We start from the raw sequence: 11,974 nt of genomic DNA on the forward strand, positions 1-11,974 counted from the left end.
CGCTTGTAGGCCAGCAGCGCCCGCACCATGGCTTCGCCGTCGATCCTGTCAGTCTTCGCCTGTCGGCGACGGGTCGCGATCGAGGTGGGATCGACGACGTGGCTTTCGATCCCTTCAGGAGCCAGAACCCGTCGAGACCGGCTTCCTGGATCACAATGATCGGAAAGTCGTTCCGTTCGCGACAGCGCCTTCTCAAGAAGCCATGAAAGGCGCGCCAGCAGCCCGGTGGACCGCAACTTCCTCCGCGGCCATGCTGGCGATGGGATCAATGCGCTGCTCGTCGCCGCAGGCCAAAATCTGCGCCTGATCCTCACGGTTCTCGCTCTTTGGCTTGCCTGGTGCCTGCAAACACTCCAGTCCAAAACGGCGAAATCGGATGCTTCCATCCCTCTTCACGGGTTCGGAATATCAACGCCTTAACCGTTATTCAGGGCCGACTCGATAAACGCCATCTGCAGTTTCCCTCCGCCGAGAACCCACACATCTCCGTCGCTGAGACTTCGGTGATGAGATCGTCTACGTCGCTGCGCGTCTCCAGACGTCCCTTAGGATTCGGAATCGGCTGGGACGTGACAACAAGAGGACGTTGGTCGTAGTAGGCCCAAGGGGCGTCGTCCCTGGCGAGAAAGTCATAAGTGCCTCGCCCCATGACAACTACCCTGATTCGCTTGATGAATTTGCGGTAAAGGCAGACGGCTGACGAACCAAGCTGCACATGCCGAGCGAATGGGTTGGCAGATGGCCAGCATTTGGCAGGGATCCCTAATCTGGTGGGCGTTCAAACGCGACGCCGATCCTGAAGCGAGTATCCGGACCGTACTCGAAGACTGGTGTCGGAGCGTCGGTGCGATGTGGGGGATCATTGGTGTCTGAATCGGAATGACCGCCATATTTTCAGGTCCTTGCGAGGCGTCGGGTGAGCAAGCGGATGTTTGCGATGAAGACCCAGGCCTGTGCGGATTCGATGGATCGCTCGAAGTCCTTGGCCAGCCTTCGGCATCTGCCCAGCCATGCCAAGGTCCGCTCGACGAACGTCTGTACAATGTTGCGTGGAACTGGTCATTTTGCTTGGTGATTTTGGGCGTGCTGGGCCATCGAGCGGGGGAACCCGGAAGATGATCTCGATGTGGGCATCGTCGATTTCGACCCGACGAACCACGGAGCGGATGATCTGCCGCATGCCGGCCCGATCGAGGCCGGCGAGCCCTGCTGTCACCTTCTTCCAGACGGCTGATGAGGAGTGAGAGGTCGCGTTCGTTCTCGGCCACTTCGACGGCCGCTCGGTGCCGCTCCTGAAGCTGGGAGAGGCGTTGTTTCAGGCCAGCGATACGCGGTTCGAATTCCGCCTTGTCGATGACGCCTTCGGCATAGCTGTCGATCAGCCGGCCGATGCCGCGACGCAAGGTGGCCATCTGTCGTTCCAGGCGGACGATCTCATCCGGCTCGCGGATTTCGTCGCGGGCTTGGCGGAGGCGGCGGCGATATTCGTCGGCCACACGACGCGGGTCCTCCAGAAGGCCTTTCACCTGATCCACACGCTTCTTCCAGGTGATCGCCGCGCACCGCCGGGTTGTTGCACACGGCGTGGCCGCTGAAGCGGTAGCCATCCGCACCGATACAGCGATAGTAGCGCAGCGTGTTCGTCGGGTCATACTTGCGGGAACTCGGGGCGCGCTTGCCATAATAGGCGTAGCCGCAACGCCGACAGACCGTAAGGCCCCGCAGCAGCCAGTCCGCGCCGGGCATGCGTTGGCGCTTGCGCTTGCCGTTCTCCTCAAGCTGTGCACGGGCCGCCTCGAACACGGTGCGGTCGACAAGTGGGGGAACAGGGATCTCGATCCACTCTTCAGGCGGAACGAGAACGCGGCAAGTGGCCCGCGACGAGGGCTGCGGATCGCCGCGGATTGGCCGCAACCGTGGTCGTGGTGGCAAGTAGCGGGCTCGCCCGAAAGCGGCGCGTCCGACATAGGCGGGATTGGCAAGCATACCGCGGATCGTGGAGGCGTGCCAGTGCATGGCTCCTGCCCGCGTTTGGCAGCCCATCTGCTTGAGCCGCCGGCACACGCGCTGACGGAGCCGGAACGGGCCGCGTGACGACGACCGCGACGGCTCCGCTCGAGGATCTTGGCCCGCTCATATTCGGCGATCACCCCCTGACCTGGAGCAAAAGATCATCTTCGGCCGTGCCACCAATGGGGCGGTTCAGGAAGACGATGTCCACACCGGCACGACGGAACTCGTCGATCAGCAGCGCCTGATGGGCGTAGCGGCGGGCGAGCCGATCGGGAGCATGGACGTAGAGACGCTCGACGTGGCCACTGGCAACCGCATCCCTCAGCCGCTCCAGCGCCGGGCGAAGCAGAATCGAACCGCTGTAGCCGTCATCCAGATAGCTGTGACCTGGCTCAAGCACGAAGCCATCGGCGGCAATGCGTTCCTGCAACGCAATGACCTGACTGGCGATCGTGTTGTCGCGCGTCTGGGCCTCGCTGGATACCCGTGCATAGAGCGCGCATCGCATCTCGGTCATTGCTCACCTCCCGATCGCGCCATTACTTCCTTCACCTTCGATGAGCGGCCCGGAGGACCGTCCGGCCGCTGGCTTGTGCGCCGTATCATCGGCACAAGGCGGGCATAGGCCTCGAGCAGATGTTGGGGGCCGGTTCTTGTCGCTTCGAACGACACATGCACGCGCAGCACAGGGCGATCCTTGCGCCGGACCATGTGCGCCTCCATCGGCCAGCTCGCAGCTGGGCCGTCGATGGCGCATTAAATCCTGTGGTGGCTCTGATTCGCCCGCGACAAATCGACTCGCATTCCGACCGCGACGAGCCTCAACAAGCTGCCGCTTACGGCTTGGACGCTCGATGCGCACCGACCACTCAAAGGCAAACTTGGCAACATTGTACAGCGGTTCACGACCCATCGGTGCGGCAGGACTTCGAAGCCTTTGGCGCTGTCCGACCGCTTGACGATCTCCATGGTGAACTTGCCGATCTTTTGCAGGGCGCCCCGCAGTTTCGGCCCTGCATAGCCACCATCGGCGAAGACATGGCGCAGCCACGGCCAGCGCTCGAGTATGGATTTCAGGACGGCCGGCGCGCCGTCGCGGTCCTGGATGTCGGCGGCGTGAACGACGACGCCTACCAGCAGGCCCAGCGTGTCGACGACGATGTGCCGCTTGCGGCCCTTGACCTTCTTGCCGGCGTCGAAGCCACGAACTCCGCCGCTTTCGGTGGCCTTCACCGACTGGCTTCGATATGAGCGAGCTTTGCCACAGTTCGGCCACTGCGATAATCGCGTCAGTAGGGCAGCTGGTTAGTTGCTCGCGCATCTACAGCAACCCAGCCCGTTCAGCCTCGCGGCGCAGATTCTGCCGCGGCCGAGGACCGAGCTGCTGGATGACCAGCCCGGCGGCCAACGAGCCGAGATCGCCGCAATCCTTCAGGCTGCGCCCGGTTGTGTAGCCGTAGAGGAAGCCGGCGGCATAGAGGTCGCCAGCACCGGTCGTGTCGACCAGTTCGCGGATCGTCGTCGCCTGGATGGTGACGGTCTCGTCGCCGCGCACGATCACCGAGCCTTTTTCCGAGCGGGTGACGGCGGCAATCTTGCAGTCCTTGCGGATCGCCGCCAGCGCCTCGTCGAAGGATTTGGTCTGGTAGAGCGACTTGATCTCGTGGCTGTTGGCAAAGACGATATCGACTGTGCCCGAGCGCATCAGTTCGAGGAACTCGTCGCGGTAGCGGTCGACGCAAAACGAATCCGACAGCGTCATCGACACTTCGCGGCCGGCGGCATGCGCCAGCCGCGCGGTCTGCCGGATCGCTTCCTTGGCGCGGGGCGGGTCCCACAGATAGCTCTCGAAATAGGTGACCTTGGCGCCAGATGCCTTGTCGGCCTCGACATCCTCCGGTCCGAGCTCTACGCAGGCGCCGAGATAGGTGTTCATCGAACGCTCGCCATCGGGGGTGACGAAGATCATCGAGCGCGCCGTCTGCGGCTGGCCTTCGAGCGGTTTGGTGTCGAAGGCGACGCCCTGGGCATGGATGTCGTGAGCGTAGATTTCGCCCAGCGTATCGTTCGAGACCTTGCCGAAGAAAGCGGCGCGGCCGCCGAAGCTGGCAACGCCGGCCGCCGTATTGCCGGCGCTGCCGCCGGAGGCTTCGATCGCCGGGCCCATGCGGCTGTAGAGCAGTTCGGCGCGCTTTGTGTCGATGAGGTTCATCGCGCCCTTGATAATGCCGTTGGTTTCGAGGAATTCCTCGTCGCACTGGGCGATGATGTCGACAATGGCATTGCCGATGCAAAGCACGTCATATTTCGGCATCAATGTCTCCGCCAAAAACCCGAGCCGGCTTCTTGCCATGCCGGCCCGGCGCGGGTCTGACCGGTGGGAATGGGCTTCCGCTTGCCAATCCGTTCGCCGGCGGCTCTCACGGGGCGGCGAGTCCTGCCTCGCGACGCAATTCGTCCGCCCTGTCTGTCTTCTCCCAGGTGAAATCAGGCTCTTCACGGCCGAAATGGCCATAGGTCGCTGTATTGCGGTATATAGGGCGTAAGAGATCAAGCATCTTGATAATGCCTTTCGGTCTGAGATCGAACAACTCAAGAATGAGGCGCTCGATCCTGCTTTCCTCAACCCTGGCTGTCCCGAACGTGTTGACCATGACGGAAACCGGACTGGCCACGCCGATTGCGTAAGCAAGCTGCACCTCGCACACGTCCGCAAGTCCGCTAGCGACGATGTTCTTTGCGACATAGCGGGCCGCATAGGCAGCTGAGCGGTCAACCTTGGACGGGTCCTTGCCCGAGAAGGCGCCGCCGCCATGACGACCCATCCCGCCATAGGAATCGACGATGATCTTGCGTCCAGTGAGACCGCAGTCGCCGCGCGGCCCGCCGACTACGAACCGCCCCGTCGGGTTGACCAGAATTCTGATGCCTTCCGTCTCCAGGTGGGTCGGCAGGACAGGCTTTATGATTTCCTCAATGACGCCCTCGCGGACAGTCTCTTGCGAGACCTGCTCGTCATGTTGCGTCGACACGACGATGGTATCCAGGGCGACCGGGCGCAACCCCTCATACCGCACTGAGACTTGGGATTTCATGTCAGGACGCAACCAGCCAAGCTGTTGTGCCTTCCGGACATACGCCTGCCGTTTCGTCAAGCGATGAGCGAGCTGGATCGGCAAAGGCATCAGGGTATCGGTTTCGCGGCATGCGTAGCCGAACATGAGGCCCTGATCTCCCGCTCCCTGCTGGAGGTCTTGCCCTCTTCCCTCGTCAACGCCTTGGCTGATGTCGGGCGACTGCTCGGTGAGGGCATGAACGACGGAGCAACGCCGGCCGTCAAAGCCGACGGCCTCGTCGTCGTACCCAATGTCGAGAATCGTATCGCGCGCAACTTGGCTGTAATCCACCTGCGCATCGCTGGTAATCTCGCCAGCCAGAACGACTATCCCTGATTTTACCAACGCTTCACAGGCGACGCGCGCCTTGGGATCTGTGCGGAGGATGGCATCGAGGATGGCATCCGAGATGTTGTCGGCCAACTTATCCGGGTGCCCCGCGCCAACCGATTCGGAAGAGAACACGAACTGCCTAGCCATGAATACCTCGCTTCGGGTGTTGGACGTGGTATGGGCATTTTGCTTGGCCCACCTTACTTGTCGCAGATGCCCGGGGCCTCGAACGCAGCGCACAAGTCGGCAACGTCTCGTCGCACGCAGGCATGGAGATCTTCGTCGTCTGGTCGCTGGAGGATGGAGTCAATGAAGCCAGCAATTTGCACCATTTCCACATCGCGCATGCCCATTGACGTCACTGCTGGCGCCCCCAGGCGAATTCCGCTTGTGACCGCCGGATCCCGCGGGTCGCCAGGCACCATATTAAAGTTTGTGATGATTCCTGCCTTTGCTAGTCGCTCGGCATAGGCCTTGCCCGATAGGGGCCGATCGCGAAGATCAAGGATCAGCATGTGATTGTCCGTCCCCCCGGTCACCAGGTCATAACCTCGCTCAAGCAGTGCATGTGCCAGAGCCTTGGCATTCTTGACCGTCTGTTGGCCGTAGCTTCGGAAGGACGGGTTCGCGGCTTCGTGCAAGGCAACCGCTAGCGCAGCGATGGCATTCATGTGGGGCCCGCCTTGCAGGTGAGGGAAGACCGCCCGGTCTATTCGTCTGGCGAGATTGTATTTGCTCTTTGTATGATACAGGGCCTGATAGCGATCTTCGTTCCTTGACAAAATGAAGCCACCGCGGGGGCCGCGGATCGACTTGTGGGACGTGCTGCTGACCACGTCGCAATGGCCCACGGGATTCGGGTGCGCTCCCGCGGCAATCAGGCCGCTGATGTGCGCAATGTCGGCTACGAGATAGGAGTTCGCTTCCAGGGCGATTTCTGCCATTGCCGCGTAGTCAAAGACACGCGGGTAAGCAGTTCCGCCGACCCAAATGAGCCGCGGCCGTTCCCGCTTGGCTGTCTCGCGCAAGCGGTCATAGTCAATCTGCTGTGTCTTTTCATCTAGACCATAGGGCACGCGTTGATAGTCAGTTCCGGAAAAGTTGATGGCCCAACCATGAGTCAGATGGCCCCCTTCCGGAAGGGGCAAGCCCATGACTTTGTCACCGGGGCTCAAAAGCGCACGATAGACAGCCTGGTTGGCCGGCGAGCCAGAATAAGGCTGGACGTTGGCATGCTCGCTGCCGAATAATTCTTTCAAGCGCTCAATGGCTAGATTCTCAAGCTCATCGACGATCTCGTTTCCAGCGTAGTAGCGCGCACCGGGGTACCCCTCGGCGTACTTGTTCGTGAAAATCGAGCCGTTCGCTTCCAGCACGGCCGAGGACGCAAAGTTCTCTGAGGCGATGAGCTTGAGGGTCGTCCGCTCCTGCCGCTTCTGTCTCTGAAGCAGCTCGTGAACGCGGCAATCAACCGCCGCCAAGGATGACCTCTCAGGGGTGTCGGACCGGGCGATGGTGTCCATGGTAGCTTCGCGCTCCAATTGGATTGATTATTTCACGATCAAGCATGCGGTCCCCTTCGGCCGCGTGTCTCGTACCGCTTCAAGCCGCTGCAGGTCCTGTTTATGATAGCCGTCGCGATGGGGCAGGAGATCGACCAGTAGTCGAACCAGCCCGCCGTCGTTGGATTCTGCTTTGAGATGGTACGAGCGCCATGGAGCCTGCTCGTTGCAGCAAAGACAGTCGGCTCTGGCGAGCAGCCGGACGTGTCGCGCAACCCGCTCTCGACACACGCCCATAATCTCCGCTAGCTCGCAGACAGTTAGGTCCGCATGCGCACAAAGGCCCAGTATTCGAAGGCGGTCAGAATGCGCTGCCATGCGTAGGCGACTCACCAGTGTCATCATGGGTCAGGACCAAGCCCTACCGAATTTCTCATTTCGCGTTCTCCACAGAAGTTGCAGCTTTCAGGTTGTCTAGCGACCGGACAAATCTCGGTGGCCGCAACGACGGCCGACATCGCTGTGTCGAACAAACAAATGGGCGCTCTTCTTGCCTTTAGCCGAAATGGCAAGCAGTTAGGCGCGAGGCGAAGATTAGCGGGGCCACGGTTTTGACCCACTGACCTCAGACGGGTGCAACAACCCTACCATTCACAGCGAGCCGGAGTTGCTAAGACTCTATGAATTTCCTTGAAGGATCTGTTGCAACGTTTGACCAGCCCAGGCTGCCCGGTTTGCAGCGGTCAGGGTCAGGCGATCCATCGGCTCTGCGAGCACGATCACGAATCTGCCCTGCATCGCTGGTCCGCTCCTGAAGGCCGGATGCAACAGCGACGTGCCCAGATCGGCGGCCGGTTTGCTGTCGACGACTGTCCAACCTTGCTTTTCGGCATGCAAGCAGCAGAGCCGTAAGCCTCGATCGAGGCGTCTCGCTGAATTGTCAGTTGAGTAGCGAGCGTAAATCCTCCGTCTCTCGACAATACTGCGCAATACGCGTGTCGAGCTCGTCCGTCTACTCTCGCCCCCGTCTTCGAAGGCCTCTCGCCAAGCCACTTTATTCGATCCCGACTGAGGGGCTCGGGGGTCTTTCTGATCGTGGCTTTCCGGCTCCCAGCTCTGGGAGTCCACATCAACTGCGTAGCTCTTGCACCGCCGCGTTCTGCCTTTACCTGGCCCGTCGACGAGCAGCCGATCAGCGACACCCGCGCCGTCAAGTTGGACCCGGTTGATCGAGAACACCCCATTTGAGGCTGATTCAGTCGGGGAGGATCTGCCAACTCATCACAAGCCGATTTTTCGACGTGGTCCGCAATCACCATAGATCTTCGTGAAGAGAAAGGCGAGGCGCTTCCGATACATCCACGCCCTCTCCGACGGAGCCTGATCAGGCATTCCTGCCACTCTACCTGTCGGCCCACGTGGCCGCGTTTGCCGATCGGTAGCGCGCTGGTCGTCTACATCGCCCTGCAGGTTGGCCGGCGTGTGCAGATCATCCCTGCTGACGCTCGTAGAGCCCTTCAGGCGCTTCCGGCTGGCGTTTGATCAGCGTCAGCGTCAACCAGCGCGCGGTAAGCGCTGGCTTTTTCGAGCCCTCGATCTCAATCGTTACGCCCTGCGTCGTCTGCACCCAGCCTGACGGCCTGACCTTGACGTCGGCCAGTACGAAACGGGTGCGGATGCGCGATCCGGTTTTCACCGGCGCCAGGAAGCGTAGCGATTCGAAGCCGTAGTTGACACCCATCTTGCTGTTTTCGAGCGCCGGCATGGTCTCGAAAGTCATTGCCGACAAAAGCGAAAGCGACAGGAAGCCATGCGCGATGGTGCCGCCGAATGGCGTCTCGCGCTTGGCGCGCTCCGGATCGCAGTGGATGAACTGGTGGTCATCGGTGGCTTCGGCGAACTGATCGATCATCCGCTGCGAGACCACCCGCCACGGCGACACGCCGAGTTCCTTGCCGACGCTGGTCAGAAGCACGTTGAGACTGATCGGTTCCACGCAAATTTCCTCCATTTCAACCGTCCGGAGCGCGAGCGGCTTCATTCCGTGAACAGTGTCAGCCCATGCTGCACCAACTGGCAGGCCATCGATCGGCGGGATGCGCCGGTGAGATGACTGCCGTCACGGCTAGTTCGCCGGCAATCTCATTCGGCGCGCCGATGCGGCCGATCGGAACGTGGCCGCAGACGTGCTTGGTTTTTACGTCGGTCGCGATGCACGCCTGCCGGCCACTAGCATTGCAAATTCCTGCGCGCGGCCCTTGCCTCGCCAGCAAAATGGCCTGCGCTGATAACGTTAACCGAAGTGCGATCCTCATTGCCTAACGGTGATCATTCCGCCGGCGCCGCTATGCGGTATCGTCAGAGATTGGTAAAATCAATTGTCTGGATAAGAACCATCCCTATCCCAAATGGGAGGAGCGGCAGACGCGGTGGTTTATGCGACGCTAGCACGGCTTCCTCAATCGACCGCCAGATGGCCGCCAAGTCCTTGCCAGCCGACGAGCGTCGAGACGCACGGGTTGTGGGCCAACGTAAACATCCGTTGAGCGAGGTCCTGAGCTGTGGCCGCCTTTCAGCAGGGCCTGAACCCCGGCGGCGAGCAGTTGTTGTCCTTGTTGAAGCGCGCCGACCTCATCCACCGCCAGCTCTGAGCCGGCGAGAAGCGCCAGTTCAATAACATTGGGTGTGACGACTTGGCCTGCAGCGCCGAACGCATCTGATCGCCAACCAGACGGGGGTTGTAGATGAAGTATGTCCGTGACGATGTCGTACCGCAGTGACGGAAAGACAGCTGCGCATGCCCAAGGAGGAGAGCGTCTCGATATCGCGCTCGATTCCATCACCGCCGCTGCAGCCCGGTCCCTCCGGAACAAGCACATGCGGTTCATGCCTCAGCGCCATGGCTTTGTCTTTTCGGTCCGCTCTCGCGTGCGCGCTTCGGGATCGCCATTCAAGGTGATGTCGGTGACCACCGCCGCGATGTCCGCACCAGCCGCCAAGACTCCGTCGAGCCGGCCGGGGGTTAAAGCCGCCGATGGAGTCCAATGGGATCGGCGCCACCCGATTCGGTTCATCTGATCATTAGAATGAGCGTTCGAAACGCAGGATGCCGCCGACACTGCTCTTCTTGTTGGCATTGGTCCAGTTCACGTTGGAAGCTTTCACTTTTCCGACAGCGGAGTTTCCGTAGCGGTCATAGTCGACTTCAGCCGTAACAGTGAAATCTGGAAGAAACGCATAGGCGACGTTCGCAGCGACACCATAGTTCTTGAGCTGATCACCCGAGAGCTGAAGGTTGAACGAAGTTATCTCGTTGAGCTCGTAAGCGGCGCCAGCCCAGAAAGCCCAGTTCCCGCCCCAAATTTTATAGAAGCCGCGACCATGAGCGTCTACCGCATTCGTGGAGTCGTAGTTGAGCTGGCCATTGGAACCGTAGCCGAACATTCCGAACAGCAACAGTTCGTTGGTGACATTGATGTCGACACGGACCTTGGCGGCCAGCGTTTCGTAGTTGTTATGGTAAGCGGCAACGCCGGTGATCGCTCCCCAGCCATGTGTGTATTTCAAGCCGCCGACTACGTGGGGAGCGTAGCTGTCGATTGTGCCGACCACGCCCGAGCCTTGTTCGAGCGAAACCACGGCCGAAAAGCCGTTCCCGGCGTCCAAGTAGTACTGAATCAAATTGGTATCGAAAGCGCCGTACGGGACTGGCGTCTGGTTCAGTACATCACCCGCGCCGCCAATAAACATGTCGAAGGCCGACCAGTCCTTACCAACTCGGAGGCCACCAAGCTGAATCCAGGCGAAAGTCAAGATGCTGTCTCCGTTGAAGGCATAGGACCGAGAACTGTCCGAAACCGATGTGTGGTGGTCGCCGAAGTTCACGCGGGTCTCGGTGTAGGTCTTCAACGTGCCGAGTTCGGTCTCCTGGCCGGTCCAGGTTTTCAATGTGAAGCGTGTGTTGTTTTGCCACGTGCCCTGATGCTCACCAGTCCTCACATCCGAGGTTCTTGAGTGGTCAAACAATCCGACGTCGTAACGGACAAAGCCGCCGATTCGCAGGCAGGTCTCGGTGCCTGAAATGTAGACGTACCCCGAGCCGTAGACGTCGCAGATCTTGACGTACTCTGTCGGGTCAGGCTCGGCGAGGGTGGTGACGGCGCGAGCGTTGGAAACGGCAATCAGTGCCGCAGTTGAGCCGAGGAGGAGGCTCCTAATGGTCATTGTCGATCTCCGCTTGAATAATAAAGGGATGGACGCGAGTGATTCTGTGAGCAACTTTGAAATACGCGCAATTTTGCTGCGCCGGCAGCTAAACTCTGAAGGAAGGCCGAGAATGTACTCTGGTAATTGTGGTTAGATATTAAGTTTAGTTTCCGATACATAATTATCGACGTAATGGGGGTATGCAAAATTTTGTACAATCATCACCGTCAACTCAGCTGGTAGAGGTAGGCGTCACAAAAGGGTTCGATTGCATTCGACCGCAAATGACGTGCCAGCCTGACGATCTAGCTACGGCTTGAAGCTCAATTGTGCGGGCGGACCTTGGTTCGCGCTTCCTTGTTTTTGCCTTGCGGATCCACCCAAGCACGAACGGCAAACGTTTCGGCTAAGGTTCGTCTGTTCGCTTCGCGACAGTGTCGTTCCATGGGACAGCATTGTTTGCGGTGAGCCCCGACGTTGAGCCATCTGCGGCGGCACCGTCGGCACGACGCCGTCATTTTGGCGAGCTGATGGTCGATAACTACGCGCTGCAGCCTTGCACCACTGAGTCAGTAGGCGCCAGCCTTGGTATTGCGGCGGACCGGACTGTCGCGTCGAGCAGGTTCTCGTCCTGAAAGCGGCGCGCCACAGCTAATGCTTCTTGCCAGCAATTCACACCACGAGCTCATCGACATGGCAGAGTTCACTAAGAGCGGCACTAGAGCGGGATGAATTTAGGTTGGGCATAGCCTGCCTCTGTGAAGTAATTTCGGCATTCGGTTGACGTGACCTCGCCGAGGATTT

At 60.1% G+C, this 11,974-nt stretch carries 9 protein-coding genes and 7 pseudogenes; 2 read left to right on the top strand and 14 right to left on the bottom strand.

Going from position 1 to position 11,974, the window contains the following annotated elements:
• Positions 1–221 (bottom strand): annotated as a pseudogene (locus NKH03_RS32780) (IS110 family transposase); the annotation flags it as partial.
• A gap of 4 nt (positions 222–225) precedes the next feature.
• Here NKH03_RS32780 and NKH03_RS32785 point away from each other — a divergent pair.
• A pseudogene (locus tag NKH03_RS32785) lies at positions 226–420 on the top strand (hypothetical protein); the annotation flags it as partial.
• Between the two features lie 17 nt (positions 421–437).
• Here the strand turns inward: NKH03_RS32785 and NKH03_RS32790 are convergent.
• Positions 438–685: pseudogene (locus tag NKH03_RS32790) on the bottom strand (dihydrofolate reductase family protein); the annotation flags it as partial.
• 209 nt (positions 686–894) lie between these two features.
• Positions 895–1,029 (bottom strand): annotated as a pseudogene (locus NKH03_RS32795) (IS5/IS1182 family transposase); the annotation flags it as partial.
• Between the two features lie 281 nt (positions 1,030–1,310).
• Here NKH03_RS32795 and NKH03_RS32800 point away from each other — a divergent pair.
• On the top strand, positions 1,311–1,595 hold the full coding sequence (locus NKH03_RS32800; RefSeq protein ID WP_352973029.1) for a hypothetical protein: 285 nt from the start codon (positions 1,311–1,313) through the stop codon (positions 1,593–1,595).
• 1 nt (position 1,596) lies between these two features.
• Here the strand turns inward: NKH03_RS32800 and NKH03_RS32805 are convergent.
• The 11 genes and pseudogenes from NKH03_RS32805 to NKH03_RS32855 all read right to left on the bottom strand — a co-directional run.
• Positions 1,597–2,043, bottom strand: a pseudogene (locus tag NKH03_RS32805) (recombinase family protein); the annotation flags it as partial.
• A gap of 103 nt (positions 2,044–2,146) precedes the next feature.
• A complete protein-coding gene (locus tag NKH03_RS32810; RefSeq protein WP_352607553.1) occupies positions 2,147–2,530 on the bottom strand; it encodes a recombinase family protein in 384 nt (127 codons plus the stop codon).
• 239 nt (positions 2,531–2,769) lie between these two features.
• Positions 2,770–3,255 (bottom strand): annotated as a pseudogene (locus tag NKH03_RS32815) (transposase); the annotation flags it as partial.
• Positions 3,256–3,334: 79 nt separating this feature from the next.
• The gene (locus NKH03_RS32820; protein WP_352949876.1) at positions 3,335–4,327 is read right to left on the bottom strand and encodes an adenosine kinase; all 993 of its coding nucleotides are present in this window, start codon (positions 4,325–4,327) and stop codon (positions 3,335–3,337) included.
• A 106-nt stretch (positions 4,328–4,433) separates the two neighbouring features.
• The gene (metK, locus tag NKH03_RS32825) at positions 4,434–5,609 is read right to left on the bottom strand and encodes a methionine adenosyltransferase (protein WP_023693516.1); all 1,176 of its coding nucleotides are present in this window, start codon (positions 5,607–5,609) and stop codon (positions 4,434–4,436) included.
• 53 nt (positions 5,610–5,662) lie between these two features.
• Positions 5,663–6,985, bottom strand: a complete 1,323-nt coding sequence (gene glyA / locus NKH03_RS32830; protein WP_352973022.1) for a serine hydroxymethyltransferase — start codon at positions 6,983–6,985, stop codon at positions 5,663–5,665.
• A 657-nt stretch (positions 6,986–7,642) separates the two neighbouring features.
• A complete protein-coding gene (locus NKH03_RS32835) occupies positions 7,643–7,861 on the bottom strand; it encodes a hypothetical protein (RefSeq protein WP_352973024.1) in 219 nt (72 codons plus the stop codon).
• Between the two features lie 592 nt (positions 7,862–8,453).
• Positions 8,454–8,975 carry a MaoC family dehydratase gene (locus tag NKH03_RS32840; RefSeq protein WP_352607562.1) on the bottom strand — a complete coding sequence of 174 codons (522 nt, stop codon included), beginning with the start codon at positions 8,973–8,975 and terminating at the stop codon, positions 8,454–8,456.
• A 433-nt stretch (positions 8,976–9,408) separates the two neighbouring features.
• Positions 9,409–9,852: a bifunctional hydroxymethylpyrimidine kinase/phosphomethylpyrimidine kinase gene (locus tag NKH03_RS32845; RefSeq protein WP_352699688.1), complete on the bottom strand. Its 444-nt coding sequence runs from the start codon at positions 9,850–9,852 to the stop codon at positions 9,409–9,411.
• A 3-nt stretch (positions 9,853–9,855) separates the two neighbouring features.
• Positions 9,856–10,027 (bottom strand): annotated as a pseudogene (locus NKH03_RS32850) (thiamine phosphate synthase); the annotation flags it as partial.
• Positions 10,028–10,045: 18 nt separating this feature from the next.
• Positions 10,046–11,188, bottom strand: a complete 1,143-nt coding sequence (locus NKH03_RS32855; protein ID WP_352973027.1) for a porin — start codon at positions 11,186–11,188, stop codon at positions 10,046–10,048.
• Between the last annotated feature and the right edge of the window lie 786 nt (positions 11,189–11,974).

Origin of the sequence: Mesorhizobium sp. M1406 (assembly GCF_040317555.1) — a bacterium.
Lineage (GTDB): Bacteria > Pseudomonadota > Alphaproteobacteria > Rhizobiales > Rhizobiaceae > Mesorhizobium.

What these genes read in the sequence shown, in the direction of transcription:
- NKH03_RS32810 (WP_352607553.1), bottom strand. Translation starts at nt 2,530, where the DNA reads ATGACCGAGATGCGATGCGCGCTCTATGCACGGGTATCCAGCGAGGCC.
- NKH03_RS32820 (WP_352949876.1), bottom strand. Translation starts at nt 4,327, where the DNA reads ATGCCGAAATATGACGTGCTTTGCATCGGCAATGCCATTGTCGACATC.
- metK (WP_023693516.1), bottom strand. Translation starts at nt 5,609, where the DNA reads ATGGCTAGGCAGTTCGTGTTCTCTTCCGAATCGGTTGGCGCGGGGCAC.
- glyA (WP_352973022.1), bottom strand. Translation starts at nt 6,985, where the DNA reads ATGGACACCATCGCCCGGTCCGACACCCCTGAGAGGTCATCCTTGGCG.
- NKH03_RS32840 (WP_352607562.1), bottom strand. Translation starts at nt 8,975, where the DNA reads ATGGAGGAAATTTGCGTGGAACCGATCAGTCTCAACGTGCTTCTGACC.
- NKH03_RS32845 (WP_352699688.1), bottom strand. Translation starts at nt 9,852, where the DNA reads ATGAACCGCATGTGCTTGTTCCGGAGGGACCGGGCTGCAGCGGCGGTG.
- NKH03_RS32855 (WP_352973027.1), bottom strand. Translation starts at nt 11,188, where the DNA reads ATGACCATTAGGAGCCTCCTCCTCGGCTCAACTGCGGCACTGATTGCC.